The following is a 24,120-nucleotide window of genomic DNA, read 5'->3' as shown; positions in this document are numbered from 1 at the left end:
AAAGTGTGTAAAGTTTAAAAATATCGAGGGTTGCAACCCTCGATATTTTTTTATTAATTTAAATTTTATACACGATGAACAAAGACGATTTATTAAACGACGACTTTTTAAAACAGTTTAAAACAGGAGAAGAACTAACCTCTTTTCTAAAGTCCATTCAAAAACGAGGCATTGAAAAGATGCTGGAAGGCGAGCTGGATGCTCATTTAGATTACAGCAGACACGAACAATCGCCCAATCCGAACTCACGCAACGGTTATGCTTCCAAAAAGGTAAAAACCGCTTTAGGTGAAAGTATCATTCAAGTACCTAGGGACAGGGAAGCCTCCTTTAACCCCATGCTTGTCCCTAAGCGAACCAATATGGTCGATGGCATAGAAAACGTAATTATCAGTCTATACGCCAAAGGTATGAGTAATTCTGATATCGAAGAACAAATCCGAGAGGTCTACGGTTTTGATGTATCAACATCCACCATATCACGCATCACAGATAAAGTTACCAACGATATTGTGGCTTGGCAGAACCGCCCCCTAGAACCTGTATATTTAATAACCTGGATGGATGGCATCGTTTTCAAGGTACGAGAAAACTCCAAAGTCATCAACAAAACCATGTACATTGCCGTAGGGCTTCGTAGAGACGGCAAAAAGGAAGTCTTGGGGCTTTGGTTGGGCAAGAACGAATCGGCAGCCTTCTGGATGAGCGTCTTGACCGATATGAAAGCCAGAGGCGTTCAAGATTTGCTTATTACCGCCACCGATAACCTTAATGGCTTTACCGACACCATTAAAAACGTGTTCCCTGAATCCAAGACTCAAATATGTGTGGTACACCAAATTAGGAATGCTTGTCGCTATGTGGTCTGGAAGGATAAAAAGGAGTTTACAAAAGACATGAAAAACATCTACGATGCACCTACCAAAAGCGCCGCTAAGGCCGCCCTGGAGGACTTTGCTGAAAAATGGGAACACAAGTATTCTTATGCCATCAAAAGTTGGAGGGATAACTGGGAAGAGCTTACTGCTTTTTATGAGTTTCCGGTTGAAATCAGAAAAATCATTTACACTACAAACCTTATTGAAAATCTCAATGGAAAAATTAGGAAATACACCAAAAACAAGCTCTCATTCCCAACCGATGAAGCTGTAATGAAATCCACATTTTTAGCATTAAGGGAGGCTACCAAGAAATGGTCAATGCCTATTAGGAATTGGGGCATTATTTTAAACCAATTTTTAACTATATTTGAAAAAAGGGTTCAACTTTAAGAAAGTCAAACCCTCGATAAATTAAGTTTACACACTTAATGGGATAGTGTCTTAATTCTGTTGAGTTTATTTGTAGTGATGTTGGGCTATGGTATATTATTGCCAACCCTTCCTTACTATACCGAAAGGCTAGCAATAAAGGGCAATCTCGACACCGACCTTATCAACTTCCATATTGGATTGCTTACGAGCATCTATCCATTTTTTCAATTACTATTCGTAGTGGTTTGGGGAAAGCTTTCAGATAAATATGGTCGAAAACCTATAATCATTTGTGGACTAATCGGTTTTGTAATTATGCAATTGCTCACTGGTCTTGCCACATCTCTAACAATGCTTTATGTTGCTCGAATTTTTGGTGGTATTTTCACATCAGCAGTTATTCCAGTTAGCAACGCATATTTAAGCGACATTACTTCTGAAAAACGGAGAACAAAAATAATGGCCTGGTCAGGCGTTGCCATTAGCTCTGGGGTTATTTTTGGTCCTGTTATTGGTGGGTTACTTTCACAAACTGACCTTCATTTACAATATTCTTTTGGTCTGCTACATTTAGACCGATTTTCAACGCCATTTCTTTTCGCAGCACTACTAGGATTGATTGTCCTATTTATTGTTATGAAATGGTTAAAAAACACTACACGTGTACATAAGTTCACAACCCAAAAAGTGAGGTTGCGATTCACATTTACCAAATATTTTGCCGTATTACTGGTTCTGTCGTTTGTCATCCAATTTGTAGTAACGCTGTTTGAAACCGTCTTTTCAATATATGGGAAAGATGAATTAGGGTTTAACAGTAACCAAATAGGTATTGGTTTTATGCTATGTGGTTCAATAATGGCTGTTTTACAACCTGTGTTCGCTACTTATGGAGAGAAGTTTTTATCGACAAAGAAACAAATTGCATTAGGGTTGTTTATATCTGGATTATCCTTAATTGTCTTTCCTTTTTTTAAGAATGAATACTTGGTATATGTATTAATCGTTGTTTTCGCTGCTGGAGGTGCTATGGTAACCCCAAATTTACTTTCTGCGGTTTCATTAATATCAAAGCAAAATACTGGCAGGAACATTTCTATTCAGAGCTCTACTAATAGTGTTGGTCAAATTCTAGGGCCTGTTTTAGGGACTTGGTTGCTTTCAGGCGGTTTTTACTACCCTTTTATAATTGCTGGCAGCATTATTTTGGCTGTTATTGGTTTTTTATTCTTTTTCAAAAACCCGCCATAAAAAAATAAGCACATAACCATAGTTGTTGACAATTAACCCAAATCTAAAGCCCCAAATATTTTGCATAAGCTGATTCATAAAATATTAGATAATTACAAAGAGGAAATAAAAGCAGTTGAGGAATCTAATCTCAACGATTTCAATAATGTTGAACAAGGTATTTCCATTTCAAGACAATACTTACAGAAACTGCGAATCTGTGTAAGGGAAAATGAATTTCAAGACAAACAAAATGAAATCATATTCTTTAAAAAGCACAAACCTTATGTTTATAGCAGATTGAAGTTTTACGCCAAACTCTACAATTTTTTAATAAACAGACCTGCCGGCACCATAAAATCTCAACAGGAATTTATCGATTTAGAAATAAATAAACTACAAGAAAGCAATCGGCGAAATATAGATTTTATAAAATATTACAGGGAGGATTCTGAACTTTTGGATGAATTCTATTTTCTACGAGGAAACGATAAAATCAGTCTGGTGTCAAACACATCTCATTTTTATACCGATGCAGAATTTTCCACAAGCCACGATAATGCAATTGCCAAAATTATGGCCTACGATTTATTAATCAGTCATTACGTAGAAGAGTTAAGTTATTTAAGGGATCTGTCAAACGGTGTACCGAATAAGCTGAATACTTTATCAAATGGCGAGCGACTTGGATGGACAGCCTCAAAAACAGACCTAATTGAATTGATTTATGCCTTACAGGCTTCAGGAGCGATAAAAAGTGGTACGGCTGGGATTAAAGAAATGGCTTCGGCTTGTGAAGACATCTTTGAACTAAAACTTGGAAATGTATATAGAACTTTTCTCGAAATTAGAGAACGGAAAATTGACCAAACCAAGTTTATCGATAGACTGAAAGCAACACTTTTAAGGAGAATGGAGGAAACGGATGGATAAAATCCATTTCGCTTAAATGTTAAATTTCTTCCCAAGTTGGGTACTACTTGGGAAAAAATAAAATTAATTTTAGTTATTATCATTTGGTATATACTATTTTCAGGACAACCACTAAACAAAACTAATTTAAACCATTGAAAATGAGTATATAAAAACACCCAACTTGGGTATGACTTGGGATTAATATCCAATAAATCATCCCAAATTTGTAGAACGAAAGTCAAATCGACAGATTCACGAACACTTTTTTATTAAAATACTAAAGCTCGTGAGTTAAATCAAGTCAGGGGCTATTAAATTAGTTGAAAGCGATAATGATAGCCCCTTTCTTTTAAAACCGTTCTATTATGCCAGCAAATATTATTACCACAGACGATCTTCGAGAATTTAAAATAGAATTGCTCGATGACATTAAAAACCTTCTTTCCAAACAAGCCACTGGAAAACTCAAAAAATATCTCAAATCTTCCGAAGTTATGGACTTGCTTCAAGTCAGTCCAGGAACATTACAGAATCTTCGCATCAACGGAACATTGCCATACACCAAAGTTGGGGGCATCATCTACTACGATGCCGAGGAAATTCAAAACGTGATGACATCAAATCGTGTACAGCATAAGCTAAATTCTTAAATGATGAACTACATAAAGCTACTTAATGCGGCTTTTGAAAAGTTCTTTTTTGATGACCGCCTCAATCCAACGCATATAAGTCTCTATATGGCACTGTTCCAAGAATGGAACAGTAGCCGATTTGCAGATGAATTTTATGTGAACCGTCGAGAATTAATGCGTGTAGCCAAGATTGGCTCAAAATCCACTTACCATAGATGTGTGACAAACCTTGATTCTTGGAACTATCTCACCTATTTTCCTTCTAATAACCCTTACAAAGGAAGCAAAATCAAGATGGCCATTATCGGTACAAGTGATGAACCGGATATGGGACGGTACGATCCCATATTAGAACAGCTTGCGGAAGAGTACCATCCCATCCGTGAACCTGTTGTGGGACAGCACCGTCCCAAAAATGGACAAGTGGTGGACTCAAACCGTCCCGTGAGTGGACAAGCATTGGTATCTACTATAAACAATACCAAACAAGTAAACAATCTAAAACAACCAAAGGGCTGGCAGGCCGTTATTGATTTTTTTATTGAAAAAGGTTTTAATGCTGATGAAGGAAAAAAATTCTTCGAGTATTATGAAACTCGGAATTGGCAAACGAGCGATGGAAAAGAAATTCGAGATTGGCGAGCCTTGGCCACTAACTGGATGGGCAGGACAGAGTTATATGCCAAAGAAAACAAACCAAACAAAAAACAAGCGTCCCAAATCAAGGACAACTTGCGAACCACTAAAAACAAAGATTATGGACAACCCCTCTAAAATCACCGAAGGTGGCGTGGAATATTCGCTTGGCAAGTTTGACGGCAAGAGTGTTCTCTACGATTTTGACAAAATCCTGATTTACCTGAATGCCAAGGGAAAAATGCTCTTTGGAAAAAATTTCCGAATCTACGATGAGGACACGGCTATCATACGTAACCTCTGCCATTATTTCATCAAGGACAAAGAGAACTGTGAAAAGAACGGAATTGATATCGACAAAGGTATTTTACTTTCTGGACCTGTAGGATGTGGAAAAACCACCTTGATGAAATTGCTGCGCCATATCGTTCCAATGCAACGACCTTATGAAATGATTCCTTGCCGGAATGTAGCGTTTAGTTTTAACCATCTCGGTTTTAAAACCATTGAAGAATATGGTAACTCCAAATTTTTCTGTTTTGATGATTTGGGCGTAGAGCCAGCTGGTCGGTTTTATGGAAAGGATTTAAACGTAATGGGCGAAGTGCTCTTATCTCGATACGAGCTTTACCTACAGACAAAGCGTAAAATAAAAACCCACGCAACCACCAACCTCAATGCCGAAGAATTGGAAGAACGCTACGGAAACCGTGTTCGTAGCAGAATGCGGGAACTTTTTAATTTGATTGCTTTTGATACAAAGGCTACGGATAAACGGAAGTAATTGCTATTCACTATTAAACTTTGGCAAAAAATGTGTATTTTGCCAAAGTTTAACTCAAAATATCATTGTTCTGGAACAAACTATTAAAGATAAAATATCAACATACTTTGTTGACCAGCAAGCTATTTCAAAAACCAGTCTGGTAGAGCTTATTCAGAAAGATTTTCCAACCTTAAAGGAAAGTTCTATCACTGTGTATTTGTCTAAACTTAAAAAAGAAGGTGTGTTAAAAAACCCATCCAGAGGTATGTACGCTTTAAATGGTAAGGATAGATTTATTCCAGTTATTGACACCAAATTAAAACGACTGTACAATAAAATAAAAAAAGACTATCCATTCATTGAATTCTGTGTATGGAACACTTTATGGTTAAACGAATTTATGCGCCACCAACCATTTAAGTTTTACACCATAATTGAATTGGAAAAAGATGTGGCACAGTCCGTGTTTTACAAGTTGAAAGACCAGGGTAAAAACGTTTTTATAGAACCAGATGCTGAAACATTTGAACTGTACATTCATAATAGTGATGACGTAATAATCCTTAAACAATTGGTATCCGAAGCACCTTTAACCGAAATCGAAAATATCGTTATCCCATCCCTTGAAAAATTGTTGGTCGATATGCTTATAGACACTAATTTATTTGGTGCACAACAAAGTGAATTGGAATTTATTTACCGATCGGCATTCGAAAAGTTTGAGATAAGCAAAAGTAAAATGAAACGCTATGCTCACAGGCGCAATAGAGAGACGGAAGTTGAACACTTAAGCAATTTAACTTTGTCAAACAATTGATTTTATTGCCAAACATTAATTTTAATGATTAAAGAAACAACATATCAACCAGAGTGGATTTACGAAGTCAAAAAAAGACTAGGTAAAAAGTATGACCCAAAACTTATTGAAAAGGTTATCTATGCCTTATTGTTTTTGGAACAACTTAAAATCAACGAGCTCGATTTTATTTTTAAAGGCGGAACTGCCCTATTGTTAGCCACCAAAGAACCTAAAAGGTTTTCAATCGACATCGATATTATTACCGAGCAAAGACAAAGCGACATAGAATCTGTTCTTGAAGCTATAAGTAAGGAAACTGAAGCGTTTACACATTGGGAAGATGACAATGACAGAAAGCACACGCCTGATGCACCAGTTGGTCATTTCAAGATGTTCTACAAAAGCAATGTAGATGCTCGGGTTGAGCCAATTTTACTGGATGTGCTATACACGCCAAATCCTTATCCCGAACTTACAGAAATTCCGATTGCTCACAACTGGCTTCAAACACAAGGGAAAATCACAACAGTAAAAATGCCAACTTTTGATGCCATTTTAGGCGATAAACTGACTGCGTTTGCACCAAAAACCACAGGGATTTTATACAGCAAAGAAAGACCAGTTGAAATTATCAAACAGTTATTCGACGTAGCGTTTTTAATGGATAATATTTCGGATTTGGCAACAGTCCGTAACAGTTACACAAAAGTAGTTGCAGAGGAAATAGCGTTTAGAAAATTAGACATAACCTCAAAACAGGTTTTCGAAGACACCCGAGAAGCGTGTTATGTTCTTTCTACCCGTAACACTAAATCTGATGAGTTTAAACATCTACAAACTGGAATAAGCAATTTTACCAATTTTACATTGGTAAGATTCAATATTGAAGAAGCCATTACAGCTGCTTCAAAAGTTGCATACCTATCTGAACTGATTAAGGCTGGTATTGATAGCGAAATCGAAAGGTTTAAAAATCCGCTTGAGGTTAAAGATTGGTTGATTAAGAACCCTCAATTCACCAAGCTAAATAAATTGAAAAAGAGCAATCCGGAAGCTTTCTTTTATTGGTATAAGGCAATAACTTTAAGTTAAAATTTCACAATTTAATGAGGCTTTACTTGGAAAAAGAAAAATACTATTCTTCCCAAATAATGCTAAGAGCTTTACCCTTAAAAGTAATGCAATGCTCAAAAAACTTTCTTTGAATATTGTCTTCCTTAACGTAGTTGAAAATATCAACTGCCCAAATCTCTTCTTTTTTGAACAGGTTATCAGTAATGTTCTTAAAGTATTCGCCCATTACTGTATTTGGCGCCACCTTGTTTTCATATAACAGGTATTTATAGGGAAAATGTTCACTACAATATTTCCAACGTATTTCTCCGTTTTCGCCATAGACAATCATAATATCGTGATTTCCTATATCTGCAAACCTGAATGCACAGGCAGTCCTGCTGACTTTATACTCGTCCTTCAAATAATCTACCAATTCAATACTAAAGGTTTTACGATAAAAATCTTTTGAGAATCTTTCCTCTGGCATCAGCAAACAGGATGCAAAAAAATCTGCTTCTCTTTCTATTTGGTTAAACTGCTTCTGATTAGTTCTTGACGGATGTGGTTCTAACAATCCTCTTTTCAATCCAATCCTATGGGAATCTATATAGTAGTGTCCCAGCTCGTGTGCCAACGTAAACCTTCCTCTTGCAGAATCTGGCCTATTACCCAAATCGGTATTTATGTGAATATAAAACTTTCCATTATCATAGTAAGTCATTCCATCAAAGGTGTTCTTGCCGTAGCTGTCATAAAATACCGATAGGCCTTCATCATCTAATATTTTGTCAAGAGGCGTAATCTTTTCTTCATATTCTAATGCAATGCTTTCGGCTAATTCCTTTATGCTTGTTTTATTCCGAATCACTAGAATCTTGGTTATGTTTTTTCCGCATTTTATCTATAATGTGTTGAGACAATTCTTTTTTTCCTTTTCTAGCGACCATTCTTAAGGTTTCAATTTCTTCAACAACATCTTCTTCAAACATTGTTATGACTTTTGGCTCTCTATAAAACGTATTATTGATTACGGCAATTGGGTCAATAGATTTATCATCCAACTTATACTCATAATCTTCATATAGTTTATTGAACCTATCTAGTTCAAGTTCATTACTAGGGAATAAAAACCCTGTTGAACCTAACCAACTGTCCAATTGAGCTGTTTCAATTAGTTCTATTTTCTTAGGCTTCGCCATTATTCATAATGTCTAAATAGTTAGTAACGTGTCTATCCGCATCGCCGTAATAGGTGTTCACGGATTTTTGGGTTAAAGAGAGTTTATCCCTAAGCAGTTTTGTAATTGTTCTTGGTACTTTTTTACCTTCCTTTCGATAAGCTCTATAAGTAAAATAAATGATTCGATGCTTTTCAGATAATCGTGTAAGAGCTCTTTCAATGGTTTTAAGTTTCGCCACAACTACCCTTTTTGCCTCAGCATCGTCTGGTACGTCAAACTTTGCCAACAACTCTTCTGCATTTGTAACTAGGCTTAAATCTTCTTCTTCAGTAGGCTCTGCACAAGTGTTCTTTTCGCCATATTTAATTATTTGGGTGTATAAAATTCGATACATCCAAATAAGTATGCCCTTATCCAAATCTTTCGCTTTGGACTTGTCTTTGTCAAAAGTTGGGTATTTCCAAACTCTGGCAAAAGTACAATGCGCTATTTCCAAAGCCACCACCTCGTTATATCCATACTTATTGCAGTAAATCTCGGACTTACGTTTCAAATCTTTCTCAAATCTATAACAGAATTGTACAAAAGAGGCTTCTGCCTCTTTTGGAAATTCATCCTTAAAAGAAATGTAATCCAGCAGGTCAACGCTAGGTAGTTTTTCAAAATCTATGTCCTGATTAGTACTTGTATTCATCTATATACCAAAACGGATATATCTATAATGGTATATGAGTGGACAGCACCCATAAAACCTTTGGTTAAACAGCAAAATGCTATAAGTAAATAATTAATAATGCAAATCAAATATAAAAAAAGTAAGTTCAACTAAAAATTAAAACTATGGCTAAAGATTCATCTGGTAAAAAGTTCAATAGAATTCCTGAGTACAAAAGAAAAGTAGGCGGAAAAACTATTACTATCAAGGAACATATTAGAAGTAACCGGAAAGACAGTAAAGGAAAGTAATGAGCGGAAATCCACAGCTCTGAATGGATATTGTTTAACCTAAAAATTCATTTTTATGAATAGTATTAATTTCTCTAAAGGAAAACTGAGTGTATGTCGGAAGGGCAATTGTGTTAATGTAAGTGGAGATATGGCAAAAGCCGTAGTCTTTGGTATTGCAACACTCGTTGTTATAAGTGGCATAGCTTCAATATTAGAGCAATCTAATTAGAAGATTGATTGTGGTGATTTTGTATGCAGAATTACCACAATCAAAATTTATTAAACGGTCAATCTGTCACAAGATATGAATGGCTTAATAATTGAAATTTTAAAATAAAAATTATTATGACTGAAGAATACAAAAAAGAAGTGATTGAAATTTTGGAAAATCTGGGAAAGCAACTCGATATTTCTGAAACTCAATATAATGAAGCTGTAAAAAGTTACGAAGCAGTTGGTGATTGGCTGTCTAAAGAAGGCTCGCCACTTTATCCATATAACCCAAGGATACTTCCTCAAGGTTCCTTTATGCTGGGCACAATTATAAAGCCTATTAACGATGAAGATGATATTGATATAGACCTCGTTTGTAAACTGAATGGCAAACCAATTTATTGGACACAAAAACATTTAAAAGATGCTGTTGGAAATAGGCTCAAAGACCATTCTACCTATAAGGAAATGATTGAGGATAAAGATGGTGGTCGAAGATGTTGGACACTTGAATATTCAGACAATGCTAACTACCATATGGATATTTTGCCATCTATTTCAGATAAAAATTTTACGGTTCTTTTGAGCGAATCCTTTAACAATAGCCAACATATAGATGCTAATAAACTGGCGATTCGTATAACCGATAAGGAAGAGTACCACTATTCGACCGAAACGGACACAGAATGGTGGATGAAAAGTAATCCTTTCGGCTATGCCAAATGGTTTTATCAAAGAGCCATATACAGTTCAACAAAAATGTTCGCTCTGAGCGAATCTGTTGATCCTGTGAAGCCATACCAAAAAGAAAAGATGCCCTTGCAACGTGTAATTCAGTTATTAAAACGCCATAGGGATATTATGTTTTGTTCAGATGAACTTGATAGTGAAAACAGGCCCATTTCTATTATAATTACCACTTTAGCTGCCAGAGCTTATGACAGAAGCGAGAACATCGTTGATGCTTATGTTAATATTGTGAGCACAATGCGTGGCTTTATAGAAACGAAACTGAACCGGAAGACAGGCCGTTACGAAAGATGGGTAAGTAACCCTGTCAATGATGAGGAAAATTTTGCGGACAAGTGGAGCGATGTTCCCCAAAAAGAAGAATATTTCTATAAATGGTTGGATAAATTGGAGGAAGACCTCGAAACAATCAAGTACAGCCAAGGAGTCGGCCTACAACGGTTGAATGAATCCTTTTCAGCACAATACGGCGACAAGGTCGTAAATAAAGCTTTTGCCGACTATGGCGAAAATAATCGAGTTCTAAGGGAATCTGGTTTGAGAAAAATGGCAGGAAGAACAGGTCTTTTAGGGTCGGTTGGTACTTCAATACCAAACCATAATTTTGAAGGTAATTTATGAGCAAATTTTTTAAGACAAACAGGAAAAGAAAAGTAAAAGGTATTCTCTCTACTGAACAATTGAAGAGGATAAAAAAAGTATTTCCAGAAATCAAGGTCTTAAAAAGCGGATGGGATAATTTTGAAATCATTGTTCAAATTCAACCCACTGCTATAAGCGAGTTATATGATGTAAAAGTTGTTTATATGGAAAACAAATGGGTAAAAATTTTTGTTGTCAATAAAACATTGGAAATCGCAAAAAGCAGAACAAAACTGCCTCACGTTTATGACAGTCAAAAGCAGCAGCTATGTCTTTATTCGCCATCTAAAAAAGAGTGGAATGCGCACAATTACATTATTGATACAATCATTCCTTGGATAAGTGAGTGGCTATACTACTATGAATTATGGTTGCCCGAAGGCAAATGGTTTGGCGGTGGTCATAATGAATACCCTAATGAGAACAAAACAAATATCTTGATAAATGAAGAATACAAAATTTAAAATATTGTCGATTGATGGCGGTGGCATTAAAGGTGTTTTCCCTGCATTGTTCTTAACACTTTTAGAAGACGAATTGAAAAATCGCTCTGATGGCAAAACTAAAATTTATCAGTATTTCGACTTGATTACAGGAACATCAACTGGTGGCATTATTGCTATTGCATTAGCCTTGGGAATACCTGCAAAAGAAATATATCAACTTTATTTGGATAATGCCAAGAAAATTTTTGGCAGCAAAAAACCTTTTTTCATTGGTCAAATCCTTAATTCAGCACACGAAAGAGAATTTTTGGAAAACCTTATTCGTGAAAAGTTCAGAGATGCAAACAATGGAATTGAACCAAGGCTTAGCGATTGCAAAACAGATGTTTGTATTCCTATCTATGATTTGATACAAGGCAACCCAAGTGTGTTAAAAACCAAATATCATCCAGCTTTTGAGCGAGATTATCACATTCCGGCTTATCAAGCTGCTATGGCCACTTCTGCTGCACCTACATATTTCGACCCATATACCTCAGAATATATTGACCTTAATGGCACACAAAAAGACTTTGTAAACAAAGTTGATGGTGGTATAATGGCAAACAACCCTACATTAGTAGCGGTTCTAGAAGCCTTAAAGGCTTTTAAAGTTGAAATGTCTCAGCTCGAAATCCTTTCACTTGGAACTGGATATAAAAAGTTTACCGATGGTAATTCCCGTAAAAAATGGGGTTTGCATTATTGGATGGTAAAGAATAGTAGAAAAAGGCTTGTTGACTTATTTATGCAAAGCCAATCACAATTAGTTGCAAATTACATAAGCCTGCTTTACCAAGGGATAGACAGAAGTGAAAGAGATAATCCAAATTTTGTCTATGACCGGATAGATGTTTTGTTGAACGAGGATAATAATATCGAAATGGACGAATCTGACAGAATTAAAATTAAGAATTTTGCAGAATTAGCATCTATTGAATTTCAACACAACAGGACTACTATTCTGAAAAATCACTTTTATTAAATACTATATTACTTTTTCTTTGCTTTAGGTCTAAGTTCTTTAAATAGTATGATGATAATTTGTTTTATAGTAGTAATTATTTTTTCTAAAAATTCTTTCATAATCCAGCATTTAAATAGTTATTCAATTCCATTAAAATAATCAATGCCATAGTTCTGAGCGTTTCAGGTTTTCCTAGATAAAAGCTCTCATCCCAATTACTCAAAAAACCTAATTCCAAAAGCACAGAAGGACAATCGCTAATTGTTTCCCGCACCACCTGAAAATCAGCAGACTTCACACCCCTACTCTCAAAACCCAATTTCTTATTAAGCGCATCTTGCATTCGAAAAGCAAACCAGACGGAATCATCTTGATATTTTGATTGCTTATTGCTCACATACACTTCCACACCTCTTGCATTCGGATTATCCGAATGATTACAATGTAATGAAACAAACAAATCTGCTTTAAGAGCATTGGAGAGCTTCGGTCTATCGGATAACGAAATCAAAGTGTCATTATACCTTGTTAAGTAAATATCTAATGGTTTAGCCAAATTGTTATTTAGCTTCAAAATCGCATTTGCGATTTCCAATACAACATCCTTTTCTTGAATTCCATTTACACCTATCGCACCAGAATCTTTTCCACCGTGTCCAACATCAATTATTATTCGTTTTTGAGTTGCATTTTCCTGCCCAAAAATGATACACATTTTTAAGAGCAAAATCACAAAAGTGACGTTTTTGAGCACTTTTTTCATTTTCAAATTTTGGGTTATTAACAATTCAACTTCCAAAAATCATAGAATTTGATGCCAAATAATATCATCGGAAATCAAACAAAATCAAATAATATTTTATTCACAAATATTTGATTATCAGTTATTTGTAAACAAATATATGTATTTTTCCAATAACAAAAACAACACAAATTTTTAAACTTTTCAGTTATGAAAAAATCAAATTATTTCGCAGTATTTATTTCACTTATCTCAACATCTCTTTTTGCACAAATTGGTGGCATTGAGGATTCTGTAAATGACGTAGGTGATACCATAAGAACAATCTTTCCAATTTTACTCGGTGTTATTTTTTTAGTTGGTTTCCTTTTTAATGCAGGACACTTCTTTGGCGAGAACGCAGATTTAAAAAAAGGTATTACCAGAGTTTTGGTATTCGTGTTAATTGCGGGTGCTGTTGTTGGGATATTTACCTATCTAATTGGAATCGTAGTATAATGAAGCGGTTCGAGGTCTATAGAAATATTAGGAAAAAAGCAGTCATTTTTGGGCTGCCCATTTCCCTGTTTGCCTTAATGATGATGTCCATACTTGGATCCTTAATGATTATCATTTTTTCATTCAGTTTCGGAATAATTATAGGCGTCTTAATTTTTAATGCTGCGCTTTACATTGCATTAATCCGAATCACAAACAATCCACAATTATTTCAGATGGCGAAAGCCTTCCCGAAAATTATCAGTAACAAAAGAAATTCAGGCTTCGATTATGAACAAGATTAATCTTTCAGCATATCAACCCATTGCAGATATTCAGGACAATATCGTATTTGCCAATAATGGTAATGTCGTTTTGTGCTATAAAGGTAACTTACCAGAAATCTATTCGTCGTCCGAAAAAGACTTTGAAGATATGCACGGTGCTTGGTTTCAGGCTTTGAAATCTTTACCGATTGGTACTGTAGTTCACAAACAAGATATCTACCTGAAGAAATCCTATTCTTCTGAACAGCTTCCGAATAAAACTTTTTTAGAGAAGGCGACACACGAGCATTTTAAAGGTCGTGGACATATTGAACACAAATGTTATTTGTTTTTCATCTTGACCAAAAACAAAGCGCTCAACAATCCAAAATATGTCAATCCGTTCCGAAAGGTTTCAAAGGGAATTGTACAGGAACTGGATGACAACATTAAAAGCTTTGCCAACTCGGTAAGCGATTCCGTTTCTTTTATCAATAATAGCCGAAAAATGGAATTTCTACCACTCAATGCCGAGAAAATTCAGAAACTAACCAACGGTTATTTCAATGGTTTCAATGAGGGATTTGATACCGATATCATCTTAGATAAAAAAAGCGTCAATATTGGCGAAAACCATTTTGATGCCCTTGCCATCAATAGCGAACTGTGCTTTGGCGAAAGTGTACAGAGTAGCAAAACCAATGAGAAATTCACTTCAGACGATTTTGTGTTTCATCAAGGGTTTATTGATGGCTTAGGGCTTACGCTTAACGAAAATCATATTGTCAATCAAATTCTATATCTCGATGACAAACAAAAGTGGCGCAAGCTGCTCGATAAAAAAGTTGAAGAATTGAATAAAAGTTCCAACTTCGGTTCGCAGAACAAAGTGGTTCTGGGTAAAATCCAACATATTCTTGACCAAATCAATGCCGATGATAATGCACGGATTATTCGTGGTCACCTCAATATTGTCTATTGGGCAAAGGAAGCCAAAAAACTGGACAAAATCACGTCCAAAATCAAGACCGAATTTAAGGAACTGGATATCATCCCATATTATCCACGTGGCGAAGAGCGTAAAAACTATATTCTTAATAGTTACTGCTGCTTTTCTTCCAACTTTTCAAATCACGATTTATATGTGACAGATTTAAAGCACGCTCTGTGTCTGTTCATTAACAATACCAATTACAAATCCGATAACACCGGAATCATCTTCAATGATAGAGAACATAACATTCCAGTGCTAAAAGATGTTTGGGATGAAAAAAAGAAACGGATCAAGGCACGGAATTTTGCCATTTTTGCACCAACAGGCGAAGGCAAATCCTTTTTGGCAAACAATATTCTGCGCCAATATTTTGAAAGTGGTGTACGGTTGGTCATTATTGATTTAGGTGGTTCTTACACCAAATTCGCCAAGCTCTATCCTGAAAAATATACGGTTCTCAGATATGAAAGCGGTAAAAACTTAGGCATCAATCCATTTTACATCAGCGATGTTAAAGACTTGACACCTGAACGTTTGGAAGACCTATCTGTTTTCCTTTTTGAACTGTTCGCTTCAGATTTAAAAGTTACAAAAGCACAATCAGTCTCGGTTAAAAAGATATTGCGTCACTATTATAATAACACTTCAGAAAATCATTCGTTAGATGGTTTTTACAGCTTTATAGAAAGGAAACAAAAAGACCTTTTAGATACCCTAAAAATCCATCCCGACTACTTCAACATAACGAGCTTTTTGCACGTAATGTCCGAATATGTCGGTGATGGTCTATACAGCTTCCTTTTTGAAGTAAGCGAAGACCAAACCTATAAAATCGAAGATAAACGATTGATTGTTTTTGAGCTCGATGAAGTCAAGGACAATAAGGAAATCCTGTCCGTAATGTTGAAGCTGATTAAATCTGCCATCCAAAGAACCATTTGGAAAAACCGTGCTGAAAAAGGCATTATCTTATTTGATGAGTTTGCAAAGCAACTGAAGTTTGAAAATGTACTGGAAAGCGTGGAGTTCTACTATCAAGCCATCCGTAAACAAAACGGTGCGATTGGGATTATTCTACAATCCATCAATCAGCTTCCAAACAATTCCACTTCAGCGAGTATTTTGGAAAACACACAGGTTATTTACAGTTTGAATAATGAAAAGGGATATGATGAATTAGTAAAAAGGCTCAATCTATCCAGTCACGATTTAAACCAACTAAAGTCTATTAAAAACAATCTTTCCGGTCCACGGAAATACACCGAAATGTTCATCAAAATCGGTAGGGAAAGCAACATTTTCCGGTTGGAAGTGCCAAAAGAAGTTTATGCGGCTTACTTAACCGATGGGCAGGAAAATGAGGAAATTATGAAGCTCTACGACGAGCATCACGATATGGAAAAAGCAATAATTCAATTTACATCTTAGAACAAATATTATGAAGACAAAAATCAAAATTTTAGTACTGACCGTAGTCCTGACTTTATTTATGACAAGCAAAGCTACTGCCCAAGGAATGCCAGTGTATGACAATACCAACTTTATCAGCTTGGTAAAATCCTTGGTAGAATCTGCCAAACAGACGAGCCAACTTATCAAGTCTGTGAAATTTCTGAAAGATGCAAAAGAAGCCATCGAAAAAGTATCGAGTGTGGTACAACAGCTTAATGCTGTCCAAGAAATTGCAGACAACAATCAACGACTCATCAATGTAATGCAAACCGATTTGCAGGATATTTTGAATTCGCCTTACATCAAACCCGATGAAATCAGTAGAGTGGTGGAATCCTTTGATGCCATTGTACAAAACTCATTGGAAACGGTTGATTTTATTGACGAAGTTCTGTCTAGCGACTACCTAAAAATGAGCGATGCCGAACGTGCAAAAGTACTCAAGGAAAAAGAGATGGAATCAAAGCAAATGGTGTCCAGCATCACAACCAAAACCAAACGCTATCGTGATATTATTTCTTTCCGAAAGATGCAGGATAAAGTCAATAATCGAGAAACAGACTATTAATAATGACCGCAACCATACTTTTAGGGATTGGGTTGGAATACATCGATACGGTGTTCCAGACCATACAGGCAAGCAACTTTTCACAATATACCATTGCAGGAATGAAAACACTTGCTGTCCTGTTCTTTTTGGTCAACATCTTAAAAAAGTATAATGAAGGCATTGCCAATAAGGACGGTTATACTTGGGGCTTGAGTCCCGGCGAATTGGCAAAGAATTTTGCCATCGTCCTTTTAGTAATATTTTCAACGCAGGTGTTAGGATTCTTTGATGGGATATTGGTAGCCATCGAGGGACAGTACAGGGGAACAGCACCTGCGTTACTTCCATTGCAGATGCAGGATATTCCTTTAGAGGAAGATGTAAGTCTTTTTGATGCTGCAAGTTCAGCGATGACGCTTTTGTACGAAGCATTGGTAACACCGTTGTATGGCTTTAAAATATTAGCATTTATCTTAAGCACCATTCTTTGGATTCTCGACCTATTTATATACCCTTTATTTTTAGCCGAACGCTTTTTCCTGTTGGGAATAATGCAGGCATTTTTCCCATTGGTTATAAGTTTAGCGGTTTTTGAAAAATTCCGTTCCCTTGCTTATACATTTTTCAAATTATATGCGGCTGTATATATGTTGGTGCCTGCCTTCTTTCTGGTCAATGTATTTATCAATGCTATTTATACGGAAATCAATACCAACTTTTGGACAAACCTTTTCGGAACCGATACAGGCCAAGGCTTTTTTGCACCGGTCGTTCAATTAGGTTCTGTGGCTTTTATCGTATTCCTAAAATTCAAATTGTATAAACGTGCCACATCTTTTACGCTCAGATTATTTACCAACTAATTCAATTCAGAATGAAAACACCATACAAGAATATCTACAACGTCTTAAAATTAAACCGGTTTATCGTTTTGGCAGTTTTGGTCCTAGCATTACTATCCAGCACCTTCGCTTTATGGATGGCATATTCCACAAATCAAAAAGCACTAAATAGCGCTTTTGCCATAAATACCGATGGCAGCATTATTCCGCTGAAGCTCGTAACCCAAAAAGAAAATTTTAGGGTTGAAGCCTTGGCACATTTAGACTTGTTCCACAATTATTTTTACAATATTGATGCGAGTAATTATGAAAGTAATTTAAAAAAGGCACTCTGGTTGGGAAACAGTTCTGTGGACAACCTGTATCGTCAGAAAAAAGCAGATGGTGTTTACAACCGTCTCTTACAATATTCGCTGATGCAGAAAGTGTTGAGCATCGATTCGCAAATAGAAGAACAAAACGGGACGTATGTTTTTAGGACGGTTACTGTTTTTGAAATCAATAGAGGTTCTATAATTGACACTTACGAATTGGTTTCCACTGGAAACCTTATTATGGTTGACCGAAATTTTCCCAACAATCCACACGGACTTTTAATTACCAATTATTTTGAGAACACCCTTAAAAAGCTAAATGATAAAAGTTGAGCCGACCTGCCTGACGGTAGATTGGTAATCGGCATTTAAAAAATATACTCTTATGAAAGTAGAAAAGAACAAAATAGTATTTGCAACGGTCTTGGCCGTGATTTTCATATTTCTCATTTCCTATTCTGTAATGGTTATGGGCGATGATGAAAGTGAAACGGAAAACCTGCAACAAACCTTAATGCCCGATTTGGATGAAAACCAAAAAGAATATGAATCTAAGTTAGATGCGATTAATGATTTGAAGGAAGTACGTGAAAACAATGCACCCAGCATTTACGATGAAAAACTGATTGACTCATTGGGTTTTTACGACCCAGACTTGACGGAACGTGAAAAAGAACGTATCGTCGATAGTATTTATGATGCCGGAAAGATTCAATATTCCGAAAAACGCTATCGGAATTTTGGAAGGAAAAGAGTAGCTCAAACGAAAACTTCAACAATTGATTCCGCTGAAATAAAAAGAGAACAAAAAATCGAAGCCAAAGAATTGGGTCTGGAACATCAACTCTTCTTTGCTGCTGCACCCAAACCCAACGAAGTTTCAATTCTCGGTAATACTGACGAAACCATTTACGTCGTCGTGGATGGCGACCAAATTGTTAAGGTTAATTCGAGACTGCGATTGCGGTTGATAAAAGCTGCGACTATAAATGGCAAGTTAATGGCCAAGAATACGCTCATATTCGGATTTATCAGTTTTCAACCCAATCGCGCTTTAATTGAGATTGAGAACATCAAACATCATCCCACTAAACTTAAAGCGTTCGATTTACAGGACGGAAGCGAAGGTATCTATGTAGAAAACAACTTTAGGGCAGAAGCAACCAACGAGGTTCTCGATGATATTATCGGCGACATTAATATTCCCACAGTTCCACAAGTTGGTGGAATCACTAAAGTACTCAAACGAAGAAATCGTAATGTAAAAGTTACGATACTCAATAATTACAGATTAATCCTAAAACCACGACTATGAAAACAACAGCTTTATTGACAATTGTGTTGATTTTTGCTCTAGCACCTCGACCTTGCTCGGCACAGGCTAAAACGAACTCTCAACAACCACATATACTCGACACCATTTATGCAAATGACACAAAAAACGTCGCTTTGTTCTTTCCTGAACCCATTAGGCAAGGCATAACTGGTTCAGATCATTTTGTATTTACTTACAATCGGGAAAAAGAACAGTATTTCGGGCTGCTTCAGGCACAGCCTGGAACAGAAAGTAATCTTTTGGTAGTCAACAAAAATGGTTCGATTTTTTCGTATATTGTAAGGTATAAAAAACAGCTTTCTAAACTCAATTATTTCATTCCACTAACAAATAGTATCGGTAATGAAAAACCGATTGTAAAGGATTCGGTTCTTGTTGAATCTTCTGAAGAACTTGTAGATAACAGCACTTATTATTACCAAAAATTCTGCTCATATCTTCTCAATAGAAAACAGCGCATAGGGCGCATCAAGAAACGAAGCGAAGGTATTATCTTGAATGTAGAGAATATTGTTTTTGATAAAGATGAGCTCTATTTTGTTATCGAGATTGAAAATAATTCTACGTTGGATTACGATTTGAATTTCTTGAACCTGTCTATTGAAACGAGACAAAAAGGGAAAAGAAAATCATTGCAACGACTGTATCAAGAACCGATATATAAACATAATCTGCCGTCCAAGATTAAGGAAAATGAAATGGCTCGATTCGTTTATGTGTTGCCCAAATTTTCATTATCCGATGACCGCAGGGCAATTTTGGAATTGAATGAAAAAGATGGCGAACGTAATATAGAAATGAAATTATCGCATAGATATATCAATAACCCAAATTAATACTATTATGAAAAGATTAGTCATTTGCTCGCTTGTATTGTTGTTCCTTTCCTGTTCAGAAAGCACAACAAAATCCCCTTCTGAAATTGCCAAAGTTGTTGCGTCAAGCTTTTTTTCAAAAGATGAATCAGCCTTAAAAAAGCATACCACTTCTGAAGGCTATGCCAGTTTGATTACTGTACAGAAAATGATGCCAGATACTGACCAAGACATTGAGGTAGAAATTTTAGACGAAGCTATTGATGGCGAACTTGCCTGGGTAAAATACAGCACTACCTACGATGGAAAAACAGGCATTTTTAAACTGACTAAGGAAAACGGTCAATGGAAAGTGACCAGTAAAGGACCAAGGGAAAAAGGGCCTTTTTAAAAAAAGATTCTACTGAAAACATCAAAAATTTAATTCTCATTAAAAACTATCTTTGAAGATTAGTTCGATTGAATTTTTAAATATCTGAAACTTTGGGTTAGGATGATTATTTAGTTCGATAATAAGCTCATTATAATGTTCTTTGGACAATCTCAATTTCCCTATTGCTAAAGCGTATAAAAACTCTAATATAGCCTCGCCTTGATACTCATCGACTGATTTTAGAAAAGTCTTTAATAACATAAGCATATCAGCAGAAATCTTTTTGCTGCAGGAATAATTTAATTCCTCATTTTTTGCAGCCCTCAAAAGAGATGCTTGAATTATTCCATCATTAAAGCGATTGAAAACGAAGGGGTCTAAAACATTTTTCACAAAACTGGTTTGAAACAAGCCATCATTTTTATTATTACGCATATTATTCAGAACACAGGATATAGTAAAATATACGTCAGATTGAGTTACATTTTGATAGTACTCGTTATCATTAAAAAAAGCTGAGTTTTTTCTTATTTCAAGTTCACTACCTCCTACACTTGAATAAAAAATTTTTTCGCTTCCACCTCGATTTGTAGAATCTGAAAATGCTCTCAAAATATCTATCCTATCATTAATAAATTTTGAAGGCACATCCAATTCTTCTTGAACTGATTGTAAATAATCGAGTTCTTGTTCCCAAGGTGTATTCGAACTTGAGTTATCGCAGTTTATGGTCTCAATCTCTACCAAAGAACTATTATCTGGACCATAAAGACCATACTTGATATTAGTCCTGAGCTCAGCAAATTTCTTTGGATCGCTAACTCGGTTTATTCCAATAAAATAGATTAACCTAATGTTCTCATAATTTCGAAAAAACCTACTTAAATAGAGTAGGTTTTTACCATTTGAGATACAAGAACCAACAATTAGTATAGACCCTGAAGATTTGGTATCTATATTATCTTCCTTCAATTCTGATTGATTAATTATAGTGACTTCATTTTTTGCAAAATCCTGAATTCTATCACTAATGTACTGTGACAAAAGCCCGGAACCTTTGTCATTAAGATGGACTATGTGGGTTATAGATGCTGGAACGTATTGATTTATATAAGCATCTAATTTACTTTTGTGACTTTTAAAACTTTCATTAGCAATATTTCTAATGATATTCTCGTAATCTATATAAAGATTGTAATTTTTTCTTGATGTCGAATCCTCACTATATGAAACCTTAAGAGATGTTCCGGACTCGCTATTTAGTTTAAAAACTTCTACAAAGTTTTTCAAGGATTTTGAAATATACTTAGATGCACTTATATTTCTGGCATAAATTACCGGTTCATCTAAATTAAAAGAATCGCCTATAATACTGATAGGTGTAGAATGGTTTTCACAATAGGTGCATTTTTCATTCTTTTTTGATTGGTCATATAGCGGAATGCCATAGTTTAATTTTTCGTTTCTCTTTAAATTACATAAAACTCTTTCTTGAATTATAGGTGAGTCCTTATCAATTGGCATATAATATAAAGTGCATATTTCGTTAGAACCTATTTCAGGATGATTCTTCTGAATATAATTTATAAGCCCACCAGATGTAGATGCTGAAATAAGAAATATGGATTTGTCATAGAAAACGGATTTGCTATTGTACAATCCGTCATAGGACTTAAAAGATTCAATATTAATTTCCTTATCTTGATTATATCTTCTCAAATATTTGGTCATTGAATATGCAATGACATTAATAGACAGAGTATCACAATATATATTATCGAAATCTACTTTACTAAATAGATGTAGTGTATTGAGTGCTATAAAATCAATTTGACTTTTAAAGACCAAAACATTGGCAGTTCTAAGAAATTTCGATGAATGCTTTCCAGAAGGAAATACAAAATGGTGGGAAATTCCATTACTTTCAACCAAGCCACCATTATCTTCAAAAATTTTAACCAAACCTTGGTTCAATATTTCTTTTTTATTTTTTGCCAAGAATCCTCTCTTTGGAAAACTGAAAGAGTCTTTATCATAAGGTATATAAGAGATATTGTCTGAAAGTGAAGATTCTTCAACCTTTGGAATACTTTTAAAGATGGCTTCTAAATTTGCTTCAACACTTTTTTTTACATCATTATTCCCTTTACAATGCAAAAAAATTAATGTGCTTGTTTGATGGAAATATCTGAAGTATTCTGTAAGCTCATTTTTCAAGGTGTTAAAATCAAAATCGACATCCGGGTTGAACACTATCGTAGCATTTTTATGCTTTTTGTTTTCGAGTTTGGCATTGTATATATAGTATTTACCCATAATTTAATTTTTAAATGGGTATAAAATACTTATGAATGAACCCTGAGCCTTAATTCGATTTTCGGAACCATCTTGGTTCCAATCTTCAATCACTAAATCCTTAAGATTATTATTTTTGACTGGAACATAATTATCCTTAATCAAATCACGATATACATTATACTTGTCAGTAGAGATTTTTAGAAATCCTTTTTTATCTAAAATTCTCAGAATTCTATCCAAACCAATTCCTTTTTTTGATTTCAAATTTGATGTAGATGAAGTTTGATTTTTAATAAGACACTTTTTTATGATAGTCAAATCATCAATTTCATCTTGTTGGTGAAACTTATCAATGAAACCAACTCCAGAATCAAAAACTACAATTTCCAAATAATACACCCGCTTTAGATGATTAAGATATTCCTTTTCTATTCTCTGATGATTGAAAAACGTAGCTATTGGTGTTTTTTTATATTCTTCAATAATTTTTTCCTTTTTGTTTATATGAAAACGCAGATATGCACCTCTAACACTTGAAGGTATTACTACTGAGTTTGAATCTGTTCTTCCCCATTCGAAAGTATTCTTTGTTAACTCATAAACGATTGCTCCTATATCTTCAAGGATATCTTCTACTTCAATTAAATTTTGCTTTTTGAAAGTCAGAATATTTTTTGTGAGTATCTTCTTAACTGTGTTAGCAATCTTCTCTTCATCATCATTAAAGCCATTTGAGTTTTCCAAAAGCTTAATTAAACCTTTACTTTTAGATAGATGGTCTGTATTAACCCAGATGTGTTTATTACCTTTGAATTTTTCAAATGAGTTCATCTTTACGAAAAATTCATTTTGTTTTTCTCTTAGCAAGCTTTTAATGTTTTTTCCGTCTTTGTCTACAAATTCAGCAGTATTCCAGAACAAAGAAACTATTGGGTAGCTATATTCCTGCTCATAGAATTTATCCAATTCACTTAAAGCGAAATCAAGTTTTACGATTTTAATATCACAATTACTGTTTATAGTTATAATCAGTTTTAAAATATCAGCCAATAGACCAAAACGGTATTGCGCTAAATCACTCGGAATTAATAACACTATAGGTTCATCTATAAAGTCACTTATTTTGCAATAAGTCTCTGCAAGATGCTTAGGGGTGGTATGTTTAATGATTTTTATTTCGGTCATTTA

The 24,120-nt window shown here is 35.1% G+C and carries 26 protein-coding genes; 20 read left to right on the top strand and 6 right to left on the bottom strand.

Annotated elements, in window-relative coordinates; translation table 11 throughout:
• Positions 1-74: 74 nt before the first annotated feature.
• The 8 genes from FEZ18_RS08475 (at position 75) to FEZ18_RS08440 (ending at position 7,323) form a co-directional block, all read left to right on the top strand.
• Positions 75-1,271, top strand: a complete 1,197-nt coding sequence (locus FEZ18_RS08475; RefSeq protein WP_153267032.1) for an IS256 family transposase — start codon at positions 75-77, stop codon at positions 1,269-1,271.
• Positions 1,272-1,331: 60 nt separating this feature from the next.
• Positions 1,332-2,504, top strand: a complete 1,173-nt coding sequence (locus tag FEZ18_RS08470) for an MFS transporter (RefSeq protein ID WP_228122681.1) — start codon at positions 1,332-1,334, stop codon at positions 2,502-2,504.
• Positions 2,505-2,564: 60 nt separating this feature from the next.
• Complete coding sequence (locus FEZ18_RS08465) at positions 2,565-3,416, top strand: RteC domain-containing protein (protein ID WP_085767714.1); 852 nt, start codon at positions 2,565-2,567, stop codon at positions 3,414-3,416.
• 347 nt (positions 3,417-3,763) lie between these two features.
• Entirely contained in the window at positions 3,764-4,048 is a 285-nt protein-coding gene (locus FEZ18_RS08460) for a helix-turn-helix domain-containing protein (protein ID WP_085767713.1), read from the top strand.
• Between the two features lie 3 nt (positions 4,049-4,051).
• On the top strand, positions 4,052-4,804 hold the full coding sequence (locus FEZ18_RS08455) for a hypothetical protein (protein ID WP_085768267.1): 753 nt from the start codon (positions 4,052-4,054) through the stop codon (positions 4,802-4,804).
• Positions 4,788-5,450, top strand: a complete 663-nt coding sequence (locus FEZ18_RS08450; protein ID WP_085767712.1) for an ATPase — start codon at positions 4,788-4,790, stop codon at positions 5,448-5,450. The genes FEZ18_RS08455 and FEZ18_RS08450 overlap by 17 nt, the downstream gene beginning before the upstream one ends.
• Positions 5,419-6,249, top strand: coding sequence for a DUF6577 family protein (locus FEZ18_RS08445; RefSeq protein WP_228122679.1), 831 nt, complete (start codon positions 5,419-5,421; stop codon positions 6,247-6,249). The genes FEZ18_RS08450 and FEZ18_RS08445 overlap by 32 nt, the downstream gene beginning before the upstream one ends.
• 24 nt (positions 6,250-6,273) lie before the next feature.
• Complete coding sequence (locus tag FEZ18_RS08440; RefSeq protein WP_153267923.1) at positions 6,274-7,323, top strand: nucleotidyl transferase AbiEii/AbiGii toxin family protein; 1,050 nt, start codon at positions 6,274-6,276, stop codon at positions 7,321-7,323.
• 43 nt (positions 7,324-7,366) lie between these two features.
• On the opposite strand, the gene FEZ18_RS08435 is transcribed toward FEZ18_RS08440, so the two are convergent.
• The 3 genes from FEZ18_RS08435 to FEZ18_RS08425 are packed head-to-tail and all read right to left on the bottom strand — an operon-like array spanning position 7,367 to position 9,162.
• Positions 7,367-8,155 (bottom strand): ImmA/IrrE family metallo-endopeptidase, encoded by a 789-nt coding sequence (locus FEZ18_RS08435; protein WP_228122678.1) that lies wholly within the window; start codon positions 8,153-8,155, stop codon positions 7,367-7,369.
• The gene (locus tag FEZ18_RS08430) at positions 8,142-8,486 is read right to left on the bottom strand and encodes a hypothetical protein (protein WP_153267921.1); all 345 of its coding nucleotides are present in this window, start codon (positions 8,484-8,486) and stop codon (positions 8,142-8,144) included. Before FEZ18_RS08430 ends, FEZ18_RS08435 begins: the two co-directional genes overlap by 14 nt.
• Positions 8,473-9,162, bottom strand: coding sequence for a sigma-70 family RNA polymerase sigma factor (locus FEZ18_RS08425; protein WP_153267920.1), 690 nt, complete (start codon positions 9,160-9,162; stop codon positions 8,473-8,475). Before FEZ18_RS08425 ends, FEZ18_RS08430 begins: the two co-directional genes overlap by 14 nt.
• Before the next feature lie 146 nt (positions 9,163-9,308).
• On the opposite strand from FEZ18_RS08425, the gene FEZ18_RS14860 reads away from it, so the two are divergent.
• From FEZ18_RS14860 to FEZ18_RS08410, 4 genes are all read left to right on the top strand, one after another.
• Positions 9,309-9,434 carry a hypothetical protein gene (locus FEZ18_RS14860; RefSeq protein WP_255473292.1) on the top strand — a complete coding sequence of 42 codons (126 nt, stop codon included), beginning with the start codon at positions 9,309-9,311 and terminating at the stop codon, positions 9,432-9,434.
• 327 nt (positions 9,435-9,761) lie between these two features.
• A complete protein-coding gene (locus FEZ18_RS08420; protein WP_153267919.1) occupies positions 9,762-11,000 on the top strand; it encodes a nucleotidyltransferase in 1,239 nt (412 codons plus the stop codon).
• On the top strand, positions 10,997-11,485 hold the full coding sequence (locus FEZ18_RS08415; protein WP_153267918.1) for a hypothetical protein: 489 nt from the start codon (positions 10,997-10,999) through the stop codon (positions 11,483-11,485). Before FEZ18_RS08420 ends, FEZ18_RS08415 begins: the two co-directional genes overlap by 4 nt.
• Positions 11,466-12,491: a CBASS cGAMP-activated phospholipase gene (locus FEZ18_RS08410; protein WP_153267917.1), complete on the top strand. Its 1,026-nt coding sequence runs from the start codon at positions 11,466-11,468 to the stop codon at positions 12,489-12,491. The genes FEZ18_RS08415 and FEZ18_RS08410 overlap by 20 nt, the downstream gene beginning before the upstream one ends.
• A gap of 97 nt (positions 12,492-12,588) precedes the next feature.
• On the opposite strand, the gene FEZ18_RS08405 is transcribed toward FEZ18_RS08410, so the two are convergent.
• Positions 12,589-13,236: an N-acetylmuramoyl-L-alanine amidase gene (locus FEZ18_RS08405; protein ID WP_153267916.1), complete on the bottom strand. Its 648-nt coding sequence runs from the start codon at positions 13,234-13,236 to the stop codon at positions 12,589-12,591.
• A 189-nt stretch (positions 13,237-13,425) separates the two neighbouring features.
• On the opposite strand from FEZ18_RS08405, the gene FEZ18_RS08400 reads away from it, so the two are divergent.
• The 8 genes from FEZ18_RS08400 to FEZ18_RS08365 all read left to right on the top strand — a co-directional run bounded on the left by FEZ18_RS08400 (position 13,426) and on the right by FEZ18_RS08365 (position 20,652).
• Positions 13,426-13,713 (top strand): hypothetical protein, encoded by a 288-nt coding sequence (locus FEZ18_RS08400; protein ID WP_153267915.1) that lies wholly within the window; start codon positions 13,426-13,428, stop codon positions 13,711-13,713.
• Positions 13,714-13,983: 270 nt separating this feature from the next.
• The gene (locus FEZ18_RS08395) at positions 13,984-16,380 is read left to right on the top strand and encodes a TraG family conjugative transposon ATPase (RefSeq protein ID WP_153267914.1); all 2,397 of its coding nucleotides are present in this window, start codon (positions 13,984-13,986) and stop codon (positions 16,378-16,380) included.
• A gap of 10 nt (positions 16,381-16,390) precedes the next feature.
• Positions 16,391-16,972 (top strand): conjugal transfer protein, encoded by a 582-nt coding sequence (locus tag FEZ18_RS08390; RefSeq protein WP_153267913.1) that lies wholly within the window; start codon positions 16,391-16,393, stop codon positions 16,970-16,972.
• A gap of 2 nt (positions 16,973-16,974) precedes the next feature.
• Positions 16,975-17,817 (top strand): hypothetical protein, encoded by an 843-nt coding sequence (locus FEZ18_RS08385; protein ID WP_153267912.1) that lies wholly within the window; start codon positions 16,975-16,977, stop codon positions 17,815-17,817.
• An 11-nt stretch (positions 17,818-17,828) separates the two neighbouring features.
• Positions 17,829-18,443 (top strand): conjugal transfer protein TraK, encoded by a 615-nt coding sequence (locus tag FEZ18_RS08380; RefSeq protein ID WP_153267911.1) that lies wholly within the window; start codon positions 17,829-17,831, stop codon positions 18,441-18,443.
• 52 nt (positions 18,444-18,495) lie between these two features.
• Positions 18,496-19,425 (top strand): conjugative transposon protein TraM, encoded by a 930-nt coding sequence (gene traM / locus FEZ18_RS08375; protein WP_153267910.1) that lies wholly within the window; start codon positions 18,496-18,498, stop codon positions 19,423-19,425.
• Positions 19,422-20,282, top strand: a complete 861-nt coding sequence (locus FEZ18_RS08370) for a DUF4138 domain-containing protein (protein WP_153267909.1) — start codon at positions 19,422-19,424, stop codon at positions 20,280-20,282. Before traM ends, FEZ18_RS08370 begins: the two co-directional genes overlap by 4 nt.
• A 7-nt stretch (positions 20,283-20,289) precedes the next feature.
• A complete protein-coding gene (locus FEZ18_RS08365; RefSeq protein ID WP_153267908.1) occupies positions 20,290-20,652 on the top strand; it encodes a hypothetical protein in 363 nt (120 codons plus the stop codon).
• A gap of 39 nt (positions 20,653-20,691) precedes the next feature.
• On the opposite strand, the gene FEZ18_RS08360 is transcribed toward FEZ18_RS08365, so the two are convergent.
• Together FEZ18_RS08360 and FEZ18_RS08355 are read right to left on the bottom strand one after the other, a co-directional pair.
• On the bottom strand, positions 20,692-22,950 hold the full coding sequence (locus FEZ18_RS08360; RefSeq protein WP_153267907.1) for a hypothetical protein: 2,259 nt from the start codon (positions 22,948-22,950) through the stop codon (positions 20,692-20,694).
• A gap of 3 nt (positions 22,951-22,953) precedes the next feature.
• Positions 22,954-24,117 (bottom strand): hypothetical protein, encoded by a 1,164-nt coding sequence (locus FEZ18_RS08355; protein ID WP_153267906.1) that lies wholly within the window; start codon positions 24,115-24,117, stop codon positions 22,954-22,956.
• Positions 24,118-24,120: the final 3 nt, after the last annotated feature.

Origin of the sequence: Oceanihabitans sp. IOP_32 (genome assembly GCF_009498295.1) — a bacterium.
Lineage (GTDB): Bacteria > Bacteroidota > Bacteroidia > Flavobacteriales > Flavobacteriaceae > Wocania > Wocania indica.
Note: the sequence above shows the minus strand (reverse complement) of the source record. Positions and strands in the feature narration are given on the sequence as shown.